Genomic DNA, 20,251 nt, shown 5'->3' with positions numbered 1-20,251 from the left:
ATGTGCGATCATCATAAAGAAACTTTCAGGATCAACACACCTGATTTCAACAAGCTGAACAAGCAGTTGGGCCGCCGTGATTTCCTTACCAAAACTTCCATGGGTATTGGAGCTTTGGCATTGAGTTCTTTATTGGGGAACAAGTTGTTCAGCAACGCCACTACGGAGGAAGAAATACTGAAGGCCATTCCTCATTTTGCCCCCAAAGCAAAAAGAGTGGTATATCTTTTTATGGCAGGCGGGCCATCACAGTTTGAAACGTTTGATTACAAACCTGTATTGGAAAAGCTGAGAGGACAAAACCTCCCGGACTCTGTCCGGAATGGTCAACGCCTTACCGGCATGAGTTCCGGACAGGCTTTGCTGCCTGTTGTACCTTCTGCTTTCAAATTCAATCAGCATGGCGAAAGCCGTACATGGATCAGTGAACTGTTACCATATACTGCCAAAGTAGTAGATGAATTGTGTATTATAAGATCCATCCATTCCGAGGCAATCAATCATGATCCCGCCATTACCTTTTTACAAACAGGGAATCAGCTTCCCGGCCGGCCATCCATTGGTTCCTGGTTAAGTTATGGATTAGGGTCAGATAACGAAAACCTGCCCACTTTTATCGTACTGGTTTCTAAAGATGCTTCCAAAGACCAGCCCTTATATGCCAGGTTGTGGGGCAATGGATTTTTACCTTCGGAATACCAGGGCGTACAGTTCAGATCAGGCAAGGACCCTGTGCTGTTCCTCAATAACCCGGAAGGTTATGATGGCGCAGACCGGAAGGAAATGCTCGAATATCTTTCCAAACTCAATCAGCTGCAGAACAACACGTATGGTGATCCGGAAATAGATGCCCGCATTGCGCAATATGAAATGGCTTTCCGCATGCAAACATCCGTTCCTGATGTAATTGATGTAAAGGATGAACCCGATGAAATATTTGATCTGTACGGCCCCGGCTCAAGGGACTCAGGTACTTATGCCGCAAATTGCCTGCTGGCACGTAAACTGCTGGAAAAGGATGTGAAGTTTGTGCAATTGTATCACCAGGGCTGGGACCATCACGGCAGCCTGCCGGCCGGTATGCCTAAACAATGTCTGTCCATTGACCAGGCTACCGGTGCATTGATCACTGATCTCAAACGCAGGGGGTTACTGGAAGATACGCTGGTGATATGGGGTGGTGAATTTGGGCGTACCGTTTATTCACAAGGCAAACTCACGCCTGCCGATTATGGCCGTGATCATCATCCACGTTGTTTCACCATGTGGATGGCAGGCGCAGGTGTAAAACCCGGCATTTCTTTCGGGGAAACAGACGACTTCAGTTACAACATTGTGAAAGACCCGGTGCACGTGCATGACTTCCAGGCTACCCTGCTGCACCTGATGGGAATCGATCACGAAAGACTCACGTATAAATTCCAGGGAAGACGTTTCAGGCTAACAGATGTAGAAGGAAAAGTAGTAAAGGACATATTAACCAACGCATGAAATTATTAGACATCTTTACATTTTCAGGCCATCTGCATCCGCTGATCGTTCATTTGCCGATAGGCTTCATTCTGCTGGCCACCCTCTTTAACCTGCTGTCTTACGCAAAGCGGTTCAGTTATCTGAAACAAGCAGTGCCCATCACCTTACTGGCAGGTTTCATGGCAGCGGTATTAGCCTGTATCTTTGGCTACCTGCTTTCTTTAAAAGGAGATTATGATACAGATGCGTTAAGTAAACATAAACTGTCCGGCATTTCGCTGGCAGCTATTGCAGGCCTGCTATATTTCACCACTACTAAATTCTTTCTGAAAGAGATTCCCCTTCCCCGCCCCCTATTTTCTTTATTGCTTACAGGACTCGTGGTGCTCATGAGCTATAGCGGACACCAGGGAGCCAGTCTTACACATGGCAGTGATTACCTCACGATGCAGGTGCTATTGCATCAAGAACGTATGAAACCTTCAAGGGTTGAGGATGCGTTGTTATTTGAAGATGTGATACAACCCATTTTACAAAACAAATGTGTGCAATGCCACCGGGATGGAAAGAGCAAAGGGGATTTATCGCTTGAAACACTGGAAGACATTTTAAAAGGCGGTAAAAGCGGCCCTGCCATTGTTCCCGGCAAACCGGATTCGAGTGAGCTGATCCGGCGCATTCTGCTGGATGAAGATCATAAGGATTTTATGCCGGCAGACGGGAAACCACCGCTTACTAAAAATGAATTACAGCTTATACAGTTGTGGGCAACGGAAGGGAAAGCGGATAGTTCACTCATAGCACAGTATTTAGGAATAGATATCACTGAAAATATCATTTCAGTATCGGTATCTGTGGACACATCGCTGTTAGATAACCTCCGGAAAACAGGCTTTCAGGTACGGCTGATGCAACTGCAGCCATTAATGCTGGATGTTACCCTGCCAGCAGGTTCTGGTGTGAAAGCAGCGCTTATAAAACCTGTAATACACCCGCTCGCCAAACATATCGTTTGGCTAAATCTATCCGGCAATGACTTTACAAACGATGATCTGGATTTTCTACCTGCACTTATTAATCTTGAGAAGCTACGCCTGGACAAGAACCCTGTAACAGACAAGATCAGTGATCAGCTGATGGAGCTAAAACACCTCGAAGCTGTAAATCTCAATGAAACAAACATCACTGCAGCAGCTATTGATCAGCTGAAGAAAAACACAGCGATCAAAAGGGTATATAGCTGGAATAACAAAGGCCTCCCATAGCGGAAGGCCTTCGCCTATATAAGTTCTCTTTTATCTTACTTCAACGAATTGATCCAGCCGGCGATCTTCAGGGCATCTGCCTTTGGAACCTGTGGCATGGGAGGCATCTCTGTTGCATAACCAGGCCAGTTCTCCGGGTTAGGATTGTAGATCAGTTTCACCACCATCTCATTGCTGTAATGCTTTTTGGCAATATCCTTAAACGCAGGGCCAACCTGTTTCTTGTCAGGATTGTGGCAGGCGGCGCAGGTATATTTCAGCAGCAATGGTTTCACTTCTTCGTAAGTAGCTACTTTAGGTTTAGCAGCAACAGGAGTTGCTTCAGCTGGTTTGGCACCAGGCTTAACAGCAGCTGCAGGTTTTGCTTTCTCCGCAACAGCCGCTTTAGCAGCCGCTTCCTTAGCAGAGTTACGGGTGCTCACTCCACTCATCGCCAGTTTGTTACCCTCAGGGATATTGTTCAGTGTGTAATAACCCGTTGGGTGCACCAGTGAATAGAAATTATCTTTTGAACGCACACCTTCGAGTGTGATATTATGGATATAGTACTGACGCAGGTTATCTACGATCACCCGTACTTTCAGTCCATCATCGGATACCTTCACACCTTTCACTTCACATTTCTCCATGTTCACGGTAGGGCTGCCATAAACAGGATGATATTTGTAGATAAAGCTTTCCACCGCATAAGAAGCCAGGTCTTCTGCTGATTTCTTATCAACCGGTAAAGTGAATTCAATTTCAAAACCATCAGGCATAGCCTTTACGGTTTGCATTTCGAAAGGTATGCGGTTGTTCCATACAAGGCGTTGTAAACCTTCGTTGGCATCACCTGCAGAACCCCATCCGCGGTTGGTTTCTCCTACAAAGAGAGAACCGTCATGGCCCCATGCCATGCGTAATACGCCGGATTGGAATCCACTGCGGAAGTCGAATGCCACACCCTGGTATTCCCCTTTCACTTTTTCCATCACCACACGCATGATCTTACTTTGCCCCTGGTCGCCCACAAGCGTTTGACCGGCAAAGGGACCGAATGCACCTTCAGGGATCTTTACCATTTCAGAGTTGGAGATACCTAATACACCGTGTGGTAACCATACAGCAGGCAGTCTTAATTCAGGAATGGTTTTCTTTGCTTCGAACATGGTGATGAATTTCTCATCTATCACGTTCTCCGGTTTGATCATTCTGCCCTGCGCATTCCTCACTTTACGTTCGTCCACTACGGCATTAAATTGCGTTGCGGTGAGTTTGAGCGGGGAATTAGCTTCACCGGTCCAGCGGAGACCTGCAGGATGACCAACAAAGTCGCCTTTCTTTACACGCCATATACCACCGGAGCCCATATAGTCTCCCTGGTTCTCTGTGTAGAACAATTCGCCATCCACCATGCTGATACCGCAAGGGGAACGCATACCTGTTGCCCAGGGTTCCATTTTGCTGCCATCTGCAGAGATATGCATGATCCATCCTCTCCAGGGAACACGGCTTTCACCACGCCACCATTCTTCATCGCCGAACGCTACGTTGGCAGATACAAAGAAGGAACCATCCGGTGCTAATTTAGGACCAAAGGAATATTCATGATAGTGACCTGAAATAGGCCATGCGTATACAGTTTCATATACATCTGCCTTACCGTCCATATTCGAGTCTACCAGTTTGGTGAGTTCACCTCTTTGCGCACAATAGAGGGCGCCGTCTTTCCAGGCAAGACCCAGGATCTCATGCAGACCGGTGGCAAACTTGCGGAAGAATGGTCTTCTGCTGGTTGGGTTTTCCACGATGTACACATCACCACGGCGGGTAGATACAGCCAGGTCACCATTTGGCAGAACGGTAAGACCGCCTACTTCCAGCAGGGTGCCTTCCGGCGAGCTCACTTTATTTATCCTGAAGTAATCTTCTTCCTTCGGCGTTTCCTGTGCAAATGCTGAAACAGCAGCGCAGAAAGGAAGTAAGTATAATGCAGCTTTCTTTATAATATTTTTCATTGCGTCAGTTCTGTAAATGTTTAGAAAAGGATGGAATAGCTCAACTTGCCTTTCACCGGTATGATCAACTCTTTGCGGTTACCGGCATCACGTACTACAGGTTTGGCGCCACCGGCATCCAGTAACTGCAGGTAATACTGCTTCCCATCTATTACATACTGATCTTTTTCCCCTGCCTCTATCTGCGTGCCTTCTGCCAGTTTAGCGTAAAGGTCGCCTGCAGGTTCAGTCACTGTGATCTCGCGGGAGATACCATGCCCGTCTTCAGACACACGGATAACATCTGTTACGTTTGAACCGAAGATCTGGTATTTGAATGTTGGCCTGTCCTTTTCATCCAGTACATATCCTTTCGGGCGGTAGCTGGTGCCTGCGGAATCAGTTTTCCATGCATCCTGCTGGCTGGCTAACCTGCCTAAAGTGAAATAAGGCATGCCGAAAAGTTGTTTGACGCCTTGTGCGCGGGCGGTACCATTTCCTCTTTCATGCCACATAGGTGTGGTTTCCAGGAAATCGCCCCTCCACAATTGTACGATCATTCCTTTATCCAGGTCATACGTGTAATGCAGTTTTTCAGGGCTGCCTACAGATACGGCGTGTACCACTCTTGTACGGTTGCCGATATCCATGAAACTGCGCAGGATCGTGTTTGTTTCTGCGGTTACAAGGATGGGATCGGTATCATCAGGCGTGATGGCATCTCCGGTGTAGAATTCACGGATGCCGGGGCCTGCAATGGAAATGCCCAAAGCGGGGTTCCCCCTGTCTCCTTCTCTGCCATAAATGATCTCTACGGGCAGATCGCCTGCGGATAAGTTAGCTTTTCCTCCTCTTTGACCAAATGGTACCACCACCTGGTTATTGATCTTCACAAGGGCAGCGCCGCCTTGTCCGTTCAGGACAAAGGTATATTCACCTGCCGCTTTCACTTTGAGGGTGCCTTTATACAAGATCTGGTATTCCTGGCTTAAAGGGCCTGCATTAGCGGTAAGTTTTGCTACGGAGCCCTGTGCCTCCGCTTTTTGCGCGGCGAGGTTCACATTGGCGTCGTAGCGGCCTTTATATACGCTGTATTGCAGATTGCTGAGTTCAGGAATGGGCTGATCAAATTGTTTGATCTGGATATTCTTAAATGCCACGGCACCATGATCCCCCTGGATACGCAATGGCCCGGTAGCTTTTTCATCGCCGCCGCCAATGGAACCACGGGTGGGGCCCATTAATTCTAGGTTTTCGTGGATCACCACACCATTCAGTTCAGCGCGGATAATGCGGGCATTTTCTGTTTTTTTGCCGCTTGCGTCAAAACGGGGTGCCTGGAAGGACACTTTCAGATGCTGCCATAACCCAGGCGCTTTGCTGCTGTTCTGGCGGGGGGCATAACCCTGGTAGCCTTTCTGACCTTCAGGTTTGCTATCGTCCCAGCGTTCATAGATACCACCATTGTCCCCTGGTTTGGGAGATCTTACGCCCCAGCTGTCCAGCAACTGGAATTCGTACCTGCCCTGGAAATAGATACCGGAGTTGGAGCCTGATGCCATCATGTAATCCAGCTCAAGGTCCATATCCCCATGTTCCAGGTTGGAATAGAGGTCTTCCCCATGTGCCTTTTTACCGGGCATATTCACAAGGATACCGGTTCCCTTGGCAGTGTTGAGCACATTGGGCTTCAACAGGCTGGCGGACACATCTCCTGCTATCTGCCAGCTGCTCGAGGGATTCTTAAAAGAAGAAAAGTCCTGCAGCGGGATCTGGCCAGACTGGCTGAAGGCCGGCTGTGTAATGGTCAGCCCGGCACCGCATACATATAAAAAGCCGATCCATGACCGGCTTAAAAAACTGTTTTTCGATCTTAGTACCATGGTCGCAAAATATAAATAGTTTTTTTCCGGTTCAAATTATTCTTGAGGAATGGTAAGCCCGGCAAACGTTTGGCTAAACGATTGGCTAAATAAAAAGAAGCATGCAGCGGGGTTCACTGCATGCTTCCGCGATAAAAACTTGGTTCACTTTACCAACCTTCGTTTTGCTTCAGATTGGGATTCCTCAGGGTTTCATCGGTATGAATGGGAATAAGGTACATGGCGTTCTTCCATAAACGAATATGCGTAAAGCATTACGCATCCTCCGCGCCTCTATAGGAAATGATATGGCATGGCTGTTGTACTTTTATTTCCTTTCTTTGCAGGCATGAACCGTTACTTTATTATTCACAAACCTTTCAACATGCTCTCCCAGTTTACGGGCGGGCGGCAGACTGAAAGGCAGATCGGCGAACTGGATTATGATTTTCCGGAAGGCATACATGCTGTAGGCAGGCTGGATAATCATTCAGAAGGTTTGCTGATACTTACCACCAATAAAAAAGTAACACGCCTGCTTTTCCAGGGCGAGCAGCCTCATGGCAGAACTTACCTGGTAAGGATAAAGAATGTAATAAAGCCGGTGGACCTGGAGCGCCTGCGTACAGGAGTTCCTATCATCATAGCTGGCGGAGAACGGTACATTACACCTCCCTGCAAAGTGGAAATAGTGCAGAAGCCGGCCAACTTAGCAGACCGTGTTGGCGAATTAAGCGATGATTATCCGCATACCTGGCTGCTCATTACTTTAACAGAAGGAAAATATCACCAGGTGCGCAAGATGGTAAAATCAATACATCATCCCTGCCAGCGGCTGATCAGGGTATCTATTGAAGATCTGGAACTGGGCGATCTTCCACCGGGCGCTGTGCAGGAAATACCGGAAGCGGAGTTTTTTGAGAAGCTGAAGATCGCGAACTGGAACTGATGATGATCAAAGCGGTGATCACTAATCCAAACAGGGCCATTAAAGCAAAGGTCCATCTCAGGCCCGCTGCCTCTGCCATAAAACCGAACACCGGCGGCACCAATAAGAAACCAAGATAACCGATCGTAGAAACAGCTGCAATAGCAGGGCCATTAGCCATTGTAGTGGATTTACCTGCCATACTGAAAACCAGCGGCACTACGCAGGAAACACCTACCCCCGTCATCATAAAACCAATACCTGCAGGAATGGGATACGGCATCAGGGCTGCGAGTAATAAACCGGCAAAGATGAGTAATCCGCTGTATTTGATCATGGCTACAATACCTATTTTATGCAGGAGTTTATCTCCGCTGAAACGCCCTGTGGCCATGGCTGCCATGTACACAACAAAGCCAGCGGTCACCATTTCTTCCGATGCTTTCACGGCCTCTTTAAAATAGATAGCGCTCCAATCGATCATGGTGCCTTCGCAGGACATGACGGCAAAACAGATCAGGCCATATTTCAGCAGTCCTTTATCCGGTAATGCAAAACGCCTTCTCCCACTGGTAGCAGGTGGTTGTTTTAAACTGCCGGGATATGCAACGAAACCCAGTATCACCATCAGTATACCCACGATCAGAAAATGCCATGCTGTTCCTATTCTGAAATATACCATCACACCACCTAAACCTGCACCACAAAAACTGGCTACACTCCAGATGCCATGAAAGGTAGTTATGATAGACCTTTGATATAAAGCCTGTACACCTACTGATTGTGCATTCATGGAAATGTTAAGCAGGTTGCGGGATACACCGAAGCAGAATAAGCCTATCACCAATTGCCACACGGATGTTACAAATCCCAGTATACTTAACATACCGTTAAATGCCAGCGCGCCAATGAACATGATCCTGCTGCTGCTGTAACGTTGCAATAGCACACCTGTTACCGGCATAGTACATAATAAGCCCAAAGGCAATGCAAACAATACAACACCTAATTCTGCATTATTCAGTTGCAGCCGGTGCTGAATATCCGGGATACGGGAAGCCCAGGAAGAAAATCCGAAACCGGAAAGAAAGAAAAACAGTGCAATGGCTATACGCGCCCGCCTCGGTGAATTCATTACTCCTCGTTTTTAATACTGCCTGCCAGTAAGGTAGTGCCTAATCCTAATACAGCGATCATGGTCAGTGACCACCTGAGTCCAAACGCTTCTGCCACAAAACCTATCAGCGGCGGACCCAGCAGGAAACCCAGGAACCCGATGGTTGATACCATGGCCAATGCCACACCCGGTTGAATAGTACGGGAACGGCCTGCAATACTATACGTCATGGGTACAACGGAAGCCACTCCCAATCCCACCAGTAAAAATCCGATGGTAGTAGGTACAATGGCAGGGAATATAGCAGCGGTGAGTAAACCAATGAAGATAGTGACGCCGCTGATGCGCAGTAACCGTTTTACCCCAAATTTTGTAATGAAATAATCTGCAGCAAAACGCCCTCCTGCCATGGTGCTCATGAAGGCGGGAAACCCAAGGCCGATCAACTGAGCCGGCGCATGCACCACCTGCTGAAAATACACACCGCTCCATTCAAACATAGTACCCTCGCAGATCATACAGGCAAAGGTGATCAAACCCAATACAACAATATTCCTGTTAGGCTTTACAAAAATGGATGCCTGCTTATTCTTACGGGAAGCGTCCCTCGGCAGCAGGTAAGGCCCTGCTATGAGCGCCAGCACCATGGTAAGCCCGAAAATGATACAGTAATGCACAAAAGGCACATGCCTGTGCGCGGCCATAAAACCACCGATCAATCCCCCTGTAAGCCCCGCAAGGCTCCACAGGCCATGAAAACTGGCCATGATACTTTTACGGTACAACGCTTCCACACTAATGGCCTGGGTGTTAGCTGCGATATTGATGAGATTGGCACAAAGGCCGAAAAAGACTAATGCTGCTACCAGTAAAACTATTGTAGGCGCTACCCCTAACAGCACCAATGTGCCGGGATAGATCACTACGCCGATCAATAACATCAAACGGCTCCCGAACCTGGAAACGAGATAACCTGAAAGTACCATGCCCAACATTTGCCCTGCAGGCAATGCAAACAGCAGGCTGCCCAGCTCTGCATCGTTCAGGCCGAATTTTAGTTTTATATCCGGGATGCGGCTGGCCCAACTGGCAAAAACCAGCCCCTGTATGAAAAAGAAGATACTTAAGGCTATCCGGTAGATCCTCGGAACAGGTAATGATAACGGTAAGGTGTTCGAGATTTGCATTGGACACAAAATTATTACAAGACCTTACGTTCAACTACTCCTATAATGATCAATATTTGCACTCCATTGATCCTAAAATGCCTTAATTTTGCCCCTATGAGCAAAATTCAACTGGAAGAGATAAAGCCGGATTCCGGTAAGTCCTTCAAACTGAATACTTCCTGCTTCAAAAAGAGCTTTTTCTGGCATTTTCACCCGGAGTATGAAATTGTGTACGTGGAAGGTGGTTCCGGCACGCGCCACGTAGGGCAGCATTTATCCGGCTACGTGGATAACGACCTGATTTTCATAGGGCCTGATGTGCCTCATTTAAATTTTGATTACGGGCTGGGTTATGAGATCAACCAGATAGTGGTACAGCTGAAAGAGGACTTCCTGGGCCATGCTTTCCTGAATGCCCCGGAATTATCGGCTATTAAAGCCCTTTTTCAGAAAGCAAAATATGGCCTGTCGTTCACCGGGCAAACAAAAGCAACTGTTGCGGAGAAACTGAAGGCCATGCAAACGAAAGATCATTTCGGGCAGTTAATGGCCTTACTGGAGATCTTCCAGATCATGGCTACCAGTAAGGAAGTGGTGCAGCTGAATGAGGAAGTGAACCAGCAGCATAAAGAGAAAGAGCGCATGTCTGCCATTTACGATTATGTGGACACGAATTATCACCTGAAACCGGATGTGAATTTCATTGCGAAAGAAGTACACATGACAACAGCTGCCTTCTGCCGCTATTTCAAAAAACAAACAGGCTTAACCTTTACAGATTTTGTGAACCGCTGCAGGATCAACCAGGCGAAGAACTTGTTACTGCAGGACAGGTCAGTTGGCGAAGCCTGCTTCAGTACAGGGTTTGAGCAGCTTTCTTATTTCAATAAAGTATTTAAGAAACTGGAAGGAGAAAATCCGAGTGAGTTTAAAAAACATTACATCAAATGAACATCGACTTTCACACAACAGACTGGGATGCAATAACGCCCACCATACATCAAGGAGAAACCGGAGAAGCTTACTGGCGCACCATACAACTTGGCGATCTGCGCATTCGTGTAGTGGAATATTCCAAAGGATATAAAGCAGATCATTGGTGCAAAAAAGGGCATATCATTTATTGCCTGGAAGGAGAAATGACCACAGAACTGGCCGATGGCAGTTTGCATTCCATGAAAAAAGGAATGAGCTACCAGGTAACGGATGATCTTAGCTCCCACCGTTCTTTCACGGATACGGGCGCAAAATTATTCATTATTGATGGCTCATTCCTCCAAAAGTCACTTTAATATAAACTGGTGCTGCCCCGCGGCCAATGCCACTATATCCTTCACAGGCGCACCATTGAGGGTAATACTTTTACCTTTATCGAAACGAACGGTAGCAGTGGTATTGGCAGGAACAGTTACATTGTAAACAATACTATTGCCATCCCGTTTCCAGGAGGAAACCAATTGATGATGCCTTGCTTCAAACTGCGCTAAGCCTTCCACAAAATGCGGTTCTAAAATAGCATTCCTGAAACCCGGTGCCTGCTCATCCGGTTTGATACCTGCAAGGCCTTTGTACAGCCATGCCCCGATCTCCCCGAACATGATATGATTCCGTGAATTATCGTTCTTGCTTTCTATGCGCCAGTTCTCGGGTAAAGTGGTAGCGCCGTTCACAATCCACCATCCCCAGGAAGGGAAGGTTTCCTGGCTGGCTATTTTGTACGCTGCGTTTGCATACCCATTATCGCTTAATGCACTCAGGATCGCTTTTGTGCCCAGCAAACCAACGTCCAGGTGGAAATTATCTGCTTCTACCCTTTTGGCGAGATTCGCCGCTACCCTGGCTTTCAGCTCTTCGGGTACCAATCCCCAATATAAAGGAACACTCATGGCTGTTTGCACGCCTTCTCCATAAATAGCGGTTTGTTTATTCAGGTACTTTGCATTAAAAGCAGTTTTGATCTTCTCTGCCAGCGCCTTGTAATGCTGATGATCAGCCGTTTTATTCAGCAGTTTTGCTGCTTTATAGAGAATGGTTACATCCGCGAAATAATACGCCGTAGAAGTAAGCTCTACAGGTGTTTTGGATTTAACCGGCACCCAGTCTCCCAGCCCCCAGGTGGTAAGGCCGGATGGGTAATCTGTATCAATACGGTCTACATAACGTTTGATGTTATCATAACAGGCGCCAAGCAAAGTGGTATCGCCATAGAAGAGATAGATGTTCCAGGGAATGATGGCGATAGTGCTCGTCCAATCTGGTCCGTTACCCCATTCGTAGCCCCATCCGCCGGTGGGAATGATGGAAGGCAGTACACCATTGGGCTGTTGTTCATCCCGGTGATCTGCAAGCCATTTTTCGTACACCGTAATACCATCAAAACTATAGAGGCCTGTTTCGCTGGCAATGTGTGCATCACCCGTCCAGCCATTCTTTTCCCGCTGCGGGCAATCTGTAGGATAGCCGAAGAGGTTGGAGAGATACGCGTTGTTGGTAGCAGTCCACAATTTATTGATCATGGGATTGGAAGAAGCTATGCTTCCCACAACAGGCACATGGCTGTGCATGAAATAACCCACCAGGCTTTCCTTAGTAAGCGAAACAGGTTTACTGCTGGTTACTTCTACATACTGAAAACCTTTATAGTTAAAACGCGCAGAGAAACTTTCTTCTCCTTTTCCACTGAGGATATAGATATCCGTTTGAAAAGGATCCTTGTCATCCGTAGGACGATAGTGCATGTCGATGTTGGACATATCACCCGTGCCATCCGGTTTCAATAGTTCTGTATGTTTCAGCCGGAGTACGGTACCAGCTTCTCCCCGTACTTTTATTTTACTTACGCCGGCAATGTTCCTGCCCAAGTCAAATACATAAGTAGTATCGTTGATCTTATTCAGTTTAGCAGCGGGGATCTCTTCTACCTGTTCAATGGGACGCATTACCTGTGCTACGATGTTCTTAGAAGGTGCAGAACGGAGCGTTACATCCTTCCATTTCTTATCATCAAATCCTGTCTTATTCCAGCCCTCCAGTTCCAGCCTTGCATCATAATGCTCCGCGGTATAAATACTATTGAAAATAACCGGTCCCAGCGCCGTTTTCCAGTCTTTTTTAGAGCTGATGGTTTCTATGGAACCATCTTCATAGGTAATGCGGAGGTCCAGGCAAAAAGCCGGTCTTCCCCTCCAGGGTGCTTTATCAAAAAACCATACGGCGGTGGATTGGTGATTATACCATCCATTACCCAGCATCACACCGATGGCGTTCTCACCTGCCTGCAACTGAGCTGTTACATCATGCGTCACATACAATGTTCTGCGGTCAAAGCGGGTATACATGGGATCCAGCCTTTGTTTGCCGATCCGTTCCCCATTGATGTAGAGTTCATATAATCCGGCCACGGCAATATAGGCCCTGGCGGACCTTATCTTCTTCTTTGCTTCAAACTCTTTGCGGAACTGTGCAGCAGGCTTCACCTTTACGTCTGTACCATCGCTGATCCAGGCGCCCTGCCAGTTCTGCATATTCATCATACCGGTTTCAAATGTGGCGGTAGCAGAAACAGTAGCTTTATTGCCCAGCTGGTCATATACCTGCACTTTCCAGTAATACTTTGTAAAAGGCTGCAAGGCTTTTCCTGCATATACGGCAAGGTTAGCAGATGAATTCACTTTGGCAGAGGTCCATACATTTCCGTTACCTGATGGGTCTGTAGATACAAATACCTGGTAGCTTTTCTGGGCAGCACCTTTCCGGCTGTCTTCCAGCCGCCAGGTGAAACGGGGTTGTTTTGTATCAATACCTATAGGATCTTCCATGTATTCACATTGCAGATACTTCGCTGTAAACGGTTCATTGGCCTGCGCAGATGAAAGCAGGAAAAAAGCTAAAAGGATACTGATCAATTTCATGGTAACTCCAGTCTTTGTTTATCTTTTAATAATTGTGATTTAAGTGTTTCATATTTCACATCCTGCACCGCTATTTTACCATTAATCGCCAGTACGGCAGCAGTGGCAGCACTTTGCCCCAGGATCATAAATACAGGTTCCATGCGGATAGAACCATAAGCGATGTGTGAGCTGGACATGCAAACAGGTACCAGCAGGTTTTCACATTCTTTCTTCTTTGGAACGATGGAACCATAACCAATGCGGTAAGGTTTGGGGGCTTCCACACCAATATCTCCTTCATTCTGTACAAAACCATCCGGCTTCACGTACCGCTGCGCATTATGTGCATCCAGTGTGTAAGAACCCATGCCAATAGAGTTAGGCACGTTCTTTTTACTCAGGGTTTCATGTTCCGTCATCACTTCCACCCCTATCATGCGGCGGGCTTCACGGATATAGAGCTGGTGCGGCCAGCCGCCATTGTCTTTAAATTCGTCTTTTGCCAGTCCCCATTTGCTCACTGCCGTGCGCACATCTTCCGGCATGCGCGGGTCATTGGCCATAAAATACATGAGCCCTTTCTGGTATTGTTCATGTTCTTTGATGATCTCCTTCCGGCGCTCGTAGCTGGCATCCGGATAATCGTAGTTCATGCCAATGTTATCTGTGCTGAAAGGCCCATGATTATTGGTATCCGTTTTACGGTTGGGAATTGGATCATACTTAGAAAAAGTTTCTCTCCAGCCTGATTTGAACACCCGCAGCAACAGTTCATACTGCATGGGATCATACCCTTCCGGTTTAGGGAAAGGGATTCGGTTTTCCGGCAGATTGGTCAGGCACATCCGGAAACAATATGCCTGGATCTTATTATCGCCTTCTCCCCTTTTGCCGGGATCTTTATCGGAAACGCGGGGAAGCAAACCGCTGCTCTTATCTCCTTCTATCTTATACGGACTGATATTCGTCAGAAAATGATGCCGGTGATGCAGGATGCCTGTTTGCGCGCCATTCCACTCTTCTCCGTATACACTGTTAGCTTCCCTGCCTACATGATATTTTACACCGGCAGCAGCCATCAGGTCACCTTCGTAAGTAGCGTCTATGAACATTTTACCAGTGAAGGTTTTCTTTTGCAGGGTGGTGATGGACACAATGCGGCCGCCTTTCTTCACCACGCCTTTATTCCTGTCCAGCCACTCATCCCGGTACACCTTAATCCGGTGTTCTTTGATGAAGTCCTCCATGATCTGTTCTGCCACATGTGGTTCAAAGATCCACATGGTACGTTCCGCTCCGTCCATGGCAGGTGTGCCCTGCCCTTTGTTGCCGTAGGCTTCTTTAGTCTGCCATATCCATGCACCGGGTTGCTGGTAGTGCATGTATACACGATGATAGAATTCACGGGCCAGGCCGCCGATCACGGATTTGTTACCTGTATCAGTGAAGCCCAGTCCACCGGCGGACAATCCGCCGAGGTGTATGTCCGGTGAAACGATGATCACGGATCTGCCCATTTGTTGTACCTGTACTGCCGCTGTAACTGCTGCTGCGGTTCCGCCATACACGATCACATCTGCCTGCAGTTTTTCCTGTGCCATTAACCGGCCTGAAAAAAGTAAAATAAGTAAGGATATCCTCATCGTTAATCTGGATAAAGGCCAATGGATAAATATACCGAATTTAGCATCTTGGGACCATCCTGCTCTGTCATGCTGAGCATGTACAGCCCTTTGAGGGCTAAGGGGTGCAAGCAGCGCCTGTAATAGTTTTCTGTTTATTATCATATTGTACAAAATAGTTTTCTATAAGACACTTATAAGGGTAAATTATACGTAGCCGGTTTGCTAAATTTTTCCGGTTGGCACCTTATTTGGATACAGTATAAGGAACTTAAACTCTTTTTTATGAAAAAGATCGCTTTGGGAATTTGTTTTATCCTTGCAGGTTTTGCGTATAACGCATCCGCACAGGTTAGAATAAATGTGAATATTGGCAGCCAGCCTACCTGGGGGCCTGTAGGATATGATTATGCCGAGTATTATTACTTGCCGGATGTAGATGCCTACTACCATATTCCGGACCGCCGGTTCATCTATTTAAGCGGCAATAAATGGGTATTTGCACCTGCCCTGCCCCCTTCTTATCATTATGACCTCTACAGGGGCTATAAAGTGATTGTTAATGAACCAAGGCCTTATTTAAAAGCCGACATCTATCGTGAAAAATATGGAAAATACAAGGGATGGTACGGCAAACAGCCTATCATAAGGGATAGCCGTGATGAGAAGTATTATGTAGTGAAAGGACATCCGATGAACGGTAAGGGAAATGTTAATAAGAATAAAGGGAATAAAGGAGGCAAACAGGGTAAAGGCCATAAAAAAAATTAGGCAGCGTTAAACTTTTCTATAAACAGTTCGTCTAAACGGCAATCATATCTTTAAATCCGTTAGAATGAAAAAACAAATCCTTAGCGCTGCACTGATTGCACTGTCGCTTATTACTGGTGTTACCGCATGTCAGAAAGATGCATCTGAAAACAATGAAGGGAAGGCCCGCCTGCAGGTAAGACTTACAGATGCTCCTGCGGCTTATGATGCTGTGAATATTGACATTCAGAAAGTGATGATCAATACATCTGAAGATACCTCAACAACACAGGGCTGGGTAGAATTACCTTTACTGCATCCGGGTGTTTACAATCTGCTCGATTTTAGAAATGGGATCGATACTGTATTAGCAGATATGGAAGTACCTGCAGGCCGTATCAACCAGATCAGGCTGGTACTTGGCCCCAACAATTCAGTGGTGATCGCTGGTGTGCAACATGAGCTGAAAACACCTTCGGCCCAGCAGTCCGGCTTAAAACTCAAATTAAAGGCAGACCTCACACCGGGGATCCTTTACCGTTTGTACATCGACTTTGATGCCAACCGTTCTGTAGTAACTGCTGGTAACAGCGGGCAATACATCCTGAAGCCGGTGATCCGTACTTATGCAGAAGCTACAGGTGGCAGCCTGAAAGGTTTTGTGCTGCCTAAGGAAGCATTGGCAAAGGTATGGGCAATTCAAAATACCGATACTTTACTGGCGTTGCCAGATGCTGTTACAGGTTATTATTTCTTCGGCGGCCTTAATGCAGGCAGCTGGAAAGTAAACTTTGACGCGCAGGATTCTACTTTCAGGGATTCAACGATCAATGTAAACATCACTTCCGGTGTAGTAACCGATGCAAGTACCATCACATTGAAAAAATAATATCATTCATGGCTGTGAACGGGTTTGTTCACAGCCATTTTTTATCTGCAAATACCTGTTTGTTTTTAGCCCGGTTTCCCTTATTTTCAGTAAATGTTAACGCTAAACTTTGATCCTTACCCCGTTCTGACCACAGAACGCCTTGTGCTCCGAAAGCTAAGGGAAAGCGATGCAGATGAAGTACTTTACCTCCGCTCCAACAGGGAACTGATGCAATACATCCCACGCCCCTTGCAAAAAAACAGGGAAGATGCCCAAACATTGATACAAAGCAACCTGGAACTCATCCAGCGGAACGAAGCTATTAACTGGGCCATTACCATTAAGGGAGAAGACAAACTGATAGGGATGATAGGGCTTTTTAATGTTGAAAAAGAAAATTTCCGTTGTGAAGTAGGTTATCTGCTGCACCACAACTGGCATGGAAAAGGTATTATGGCAGAGGCTTTGGCTGCCGTACTGGACTATGGCTTCCGTGTACTGAAGTTTCACTCCGTTTCCGCATTGGTCGATCCGGCCAATATTGCTTCAGCCAAACTGCTGGAAAAGAATAATTTTACAAAAGACGCTTATTTTAAAGAGAATTTGTTTTATGAAGGCAGGTTTCTGGATACCATTATCTATTCCCTGCTCACACCATTCCGGTAAATGTATATATGGCAAGAACGTTTGTGATCGGTGATATTCATGGCGCGTTAAAAGCGCTGGACCAACTCATACAAAAGATCAAACCAAAGGCAGAGGACAAACTGATCTTTCTCGGAGATTACGTAGATGGCTGGTCTCAATCCGCCCAGGTGATCTCCCGCCTCATGGAACTGGATGCACAGTACAGCTGCATCTTTATGAAAGGCAATCATGATGAATGGTGTGAATCCTGGCTCATGGGCAACCCGGCAGACCCGGTGTGGTTATTCCATGGCGGAAGGTCTACCGTGGCAAGTTATGAAGGTATCAGCGCTGAAGAGAAAAATGCGCATATCAGATTCTACAATCGGTTGCGGCCTTTCTATATTGATGAAAAGAACCGTTTGTTCATTCATGCAGGATTTGCTTCCATGCATGGGCCCGAGCATGAACGTTATGAAACCAGCTTCCTTTGGGACAGAACTTTATGGGAAACAGCCCGCAGTATGAATAAACGTTTATCCAGGAACTCATTGCTCTATCCCCGGCGCCTACAGCTGTTCCACGAGATCTACATTGGTCATACGCCTACCATCAATTATAATAAGTTCACGCCCATGAAAGCAGCTAACCTCTGGAATGTAGATACCGGCGCTGCTTTTTACGGAAAGTTATCTGCCCTGGATATTGATTCCAAAAAAGTGATACAAAGTGATCCGCCGCAAGAACTTTATCCAGGCGAGAAAGGCAGGAATCCTTAAGTGTTATAACAGCTAACCCGTTAACCGATCAAACCAACCAGCTATCGGTTAAATCATACCATATACGAAGTCCCGTTTTTTCCCCGCTCCTATTCTGGGTAGCTTGCCAACCGATTTTAATGTTAACACCAAATTACTGATTATGAAATGCGTATTCCTCGCCATGGCGACCCTTCTTGTTTGTTTGCATGCTGATGCACAGCAAATTCCCCAGGAAGAAGAGAATGCTTCCGAAATTCTTTACCAGAAAGTGAAAAGGCCTGCTGTAGCTCTTCCCGAAGGTCCGGATGGAGATGAAAGTCCGGCAAGGATGAAAGTAGGGCCACTTAAACCGTTCACGGCTACACGTAGTATCAAGCCCATCACACAACTGATCTTTATTGAAGCAGATGCACCGGGCATTGCTAAAATGGAACGCGCCGGCGTTTGTGCACAACCGGTAGTAGAAGCTGCACTGGAACCTGTTTACAGTTCCGTGAAAGCACACATGCCGTTGTACCTGCCTTTCAAGAACAGCTCTACCGGCCTCTGGCAAGGCTTTTACTACAGCTGGGATAATGATGGTGATGGCAAGAAAGATGCCCATCGTGCCATCGATTATGGCAAAACATCTGTAGCTGAAAATGAAGATCCCACCTTTGGCGTATACGCCATTGCACCGGGGAAAGTGATTGATGTGAAATGGTCTAACGGTGGTGGTAACTATATCACCATTGAGCATACTGCACCGGACGGTTACAAATACCGCAGCACACACCTGCATTTGCGCAATGGCCATGATAACGACAGGGCTAAAGCCCAGGGCACATCCGGCAAATACAAAACATTTGCCACCAACGGTACCAACAGCAATCTGTGCTGGGGCACCAATGCCCAGAAGATCGCCGTTAAGGAAGGTGATAATGTAGGCGCCGGCCAATTCCTGGCGTATGCAGGTAATACCGGTTCCGGTGGTATTGGCGTGATCCTGAAAGATGATGGTACACTTAAAGATGCCAATACCCGTTCCTACAATGTACACCTGCATTTTGAAGTACGTGTGCAGGATACGCGCGCAGGGCACAGCGGAGAATGGGTACTGGTAGATCCTTACGGCTCTTATAATCACGGCGGCGTGGATTGTTATGACCTGGATGCCACTACGCCATATGCACGTTTATTTGCACCTTTTTATCCCAGCTTCCACAATGTTCCGCTGGACCTCGTGAATAAATACTGGGGCTATTATACCGGCATGGGTATGGGCCTCCAAACCGTGAGTGTGGACAAGAGCGGCAGCACCCTCTATGCTGCAGGTTCTTTCCAGTGGGGCATTCCCGGCTCATGGTATGCACGTTTCTATATGACCGGTGCTACTTACCAAAACTACTTTAACACTTACGATGGACAGGGTTACCGTCCGCGCCAGATCTCTGTTACAAAAGACGGTAGCGGTAATCCCCGCTTCTCTGCCATCTGGGAAAAGAAACCGGCCGGCCAGTCCGCTGCATCTGTCCATAATCAGGATGATGCATTGTTTGGTGCTACCTGGAAGAACTATGTAGAAACCAAGAAATGGCATGTGCAGGAACATGTGGATTATACTGTTGGCGGTAAACGTTATCATGCGGCTGTTTTTGTGAACAAGCCAAACGACAATGGTTTCTACCTGTACTATGGCATGTCCGGCACTGACTTCGACAAAAAATTCGATGAACTGTACAAAAACTGGGAGCTGAAAAGCATCAATGTAAATGGTAATACTGTTGGTGGTGTATGGCGTCCTAAAAAGAACAATTATGCTGCCTATTACGGTATGACTTCTGCTTCTTACCAGACCAAGTTCAACCAGGCCAGCTCAGAAGGCCTGCGCCTGATCAAAGTACAGAACTACAATGATAATGGACGCTTCAGTGCCATCTGGGGCAAGTAAAGTTCTC

Annotated in this window: 16 protein-coding genes; 10 read left to right on the top strand and 6 right to left on the bottom strand. The window is 46.9% G+C overall.

The features are described 5' to 3' along the window. Both AAHN97_RS09215 and AAHN97_RS09210 read left to right on the top strand, forming a co-directional pair. Positions 1 to 1,491, top strand: a complete 1,491-nt coding sequence (locus AAHN97_RS09215) for a DUF1501 domain-containing protein (RefSeq protein ID WP_343307290.1) — start codon at positions 1 to 3, stop codon at positions 1,489 to 1,491. Beyond that, positions 1,488 to 2,738 (top strand): c-type cytochrome domain-containing protein, encoded by a 1,251-nt coding sequence (locus AAHN97_RS09210; protein WP_343307289.1) that lies wholly within the window; start codon positions 1,488 to 1,490, stop codon positions 2,736 to 2,738. Before AAHN97_RS09215 ends, AAHN97_RS09210 begins: the two co-directional genes overlap by 4 nt. Before the next feature lie 35 nt (positions 2,739 to 2,773). Here AAHN97_RS09210 and AAHN97_RS09205 read toward each other — a convergent pair whose 3' ends face one another. Continuing rightward, complete coding sequence (locus AAHN97_RS09205; RefSeq protein WP_343307288.1) at positions 2,774 to 4,735, bottom strand: hypothetical protein; 1,962 nt, start codon at positions 4,733 to 4,735, stop codon at positions 2,774 to 2,776. A 20-nt stretch (positions 4,736 to 4,755) separates the two neighbouring features. Then, complete coding sequence (locus AAHN97_RS09200) at positions 4,756 to 6,597, bottom strand: family 16 glycoside hydrolase (protein WP_343307287.1); 1,842 nt, start codon at positions 6,595 to 6,597, stop codon at positions 4,756 to 4,758. A 292-nt stretch (positions 6,598 to 6,889) separates the two neighbouring features. On the opposite strand from AAHN97_RS09200, the gene AAHN97_RS09195 reads away from it, so the two are divergent. Continuing rightward, positions 6,890 to 7,525 carry a pseudouridine synthase gene (locus AAHN97_RS09195; RefSeq protein ID WP_343307286.1) on the top strand — a complete coding sequence of 212 codons (636 nt, stop codon included), beginning with the start codon at positions 6,890 to 6,892 and terminating at the stop codon, positions 7,523 to 7,525. On the opposite strand, the gene AAHN97_RS09190 is transcribed toward AAHN97_RS09195, so the two are convergent. Then, positions 7,425 to 8,639, bottom strand: a complete 1,215-nt coding sequence (locus AAHN97_RS09190; protein WP_343307285.1) for an MFS transporter — start codon at positions 8,637 to 8,639, stop codon at positions 7,425 to 7,427. The two genes, AAHN97_RS09195 and AAHN97_RS09190, sit on opposite strands and share 101 nt — an antisense overlap. Further along, positions 8,639 to 9,808: an MFS transporter gene (locus tag AAHN97_RS09185; protein ID WP_343307284.1), complete on the bottom strand. Its 1,170-nt coding sequence runs from the start codon at positions 9,806 to 9,808 to the stop codon at positions 8,639 to 8,641. Before AAHN97_RS09185 ends, AAHN97_RS09190 begins: the two co-directional genes overlap by 1 nt. Before the next feature lie 96 nt (positions 9,809 to 9,904). Between AAHN97_RS09185 and AAHN97_RS09180 the strand changes: the two genes are divergently transcribed. Further along, on the top strand, positions 9,905 to 10,741 hold the full coding sequence (locus AAHN97_RS09180) for an AraC family transcriptional regulator (protein ID WP_343307283.1): 837 nt from the start codon (positions 9,905 to 9,907) through the stop codon (positions 10,739 to 10,741). Continuing rightward, entirely contained in the window at positions 10,738 to 11,082 is a 345-nt protein-coding gene (locus tag AAHN97_RS09175; protein WP_343307282.1) for a DHCW motif cupin fold protein, read from the top strand. Before AAHN97_RS09180 ends, AAHN97_RS09175 begins: the two co-directional genes overlap by 4 nt. Here the strand turns inward: AAHN97_RS09175 and AAHN97_RS09170 are convergent. Both AAHN97_RS09170 and AAHN97_RS09165 read right to left on the bottom strand, forming a co-directional pair. After that, positions 11,074 to 13,701, bottom strand: coding sequence for an alpha-L-rhamnosidase (locus AAHN97_RS09170; protein ID WP_343307281.1), 2,628 nt, complete (start codon positions 13,699 to 13,701; stop codon positions 11,074 to 11,076). The genes AAHN97_RS09175 and AAHN97_RS09170 overlap by 9 nt on opposite strands. Beyond that, complete coding sequence (locus tag AAHN97_RS09165) at positions 13,698 to 15,326, bottom strand: FAD-dependent oxidoreductase (RefSeq protein ID WP_343307280.1); 1,629 nt, start codon at positions 15,324 to 15,326, stop codon at positions 13,698 to 13,700. Before AAHN97_RS09165 ends, AAHN97_RS09170 begins: the two co-directional genes overlap by 4 nt. Positions 15,327 to 15,590: 264 nt before the next feature. Between AAHN97_RS09165 and AAHN97_RS09160 the strand changes: the two genes are divergently transcribed. The 5 genes from AAHN97_RS09160 (at position 15,591) to AAHN97_RS09140 (ending at position 20,244) form a co-directional block, all read left to right on the top strand. Continuing rightward, a complete protein-coding gene (locus AAHN97_RS09160; protein WP_343307279.1) occupies positions 15,591 to 16,076 on the top strand; it encodes a hypothetical protein in 486 nt (161 codons plus the stop codon). Positions 16,077 to 16,140: 64 nt separating this feature from the next. Beyond that, complete coding sequence (locus tag AAHN97_RS09155) at positions 16,141 to 16,944, top strand: DUF4382 domain-containing protein (protein ID WP_343307278.1); 804 nt, start codon at positions 16,141 to 16,143, stop codon at positions 16,942 to 16,944. A gap of 93 nt (positions 16,945 to 17,037) precedes the next feature. After that, positions 17,038 to 17,592, top strand: a complete 555-nt coding sequence (locus AAHN97_RS09150) for a GNAT family N-acetyltransferase (protein WP_343307277.1) — start codon at positions 17,038 to 17,040, stop codon at positions 17,590 to 17,592. Between the two features lie 8 nt (positions 17,593 to 17,600). Beyond that, complete coding sequence (locus AAHN97_RS09145; protein ID WP_343307276.1) at positions 17,601 to 18,332, top strand: metallophosphoesterase family protein; 732 nt, start codon at positions 17,601 to 17,603, stop codon at positions 18,330 to 18,332. 142 nt (positions 18,333 to 18,474) lie between these two features. Continuing rightward, positions 18,475 to 20,244, top strand: a complete 1,770-nt coding sequence (locus tag AAHN97_RS09140; protein WP_343307275.1) for a hypothetical protein — start codon at positions 18,475 to 18,477, stop codon at positions 20,242 to 20,244. Positions 20,245 to 20,251: the final 7 nt, after the last annotated feature.

The organism is Chitinophaga niabensis (assembly GCF_039545795.1).
Taxonomy (GTDB): domain Bacteria; phylum Bacteroidota; class Bacteroidia; order Chitinophagales; family Chitinophagaceae; genus Chitinophaga; species Chitinophaga niabensis_B.
The sequence above is the reverse complement of the archived record's forward strand: the minus strand, read 5'-3'. Positions and strand labels throughout refer to the sequence as shown.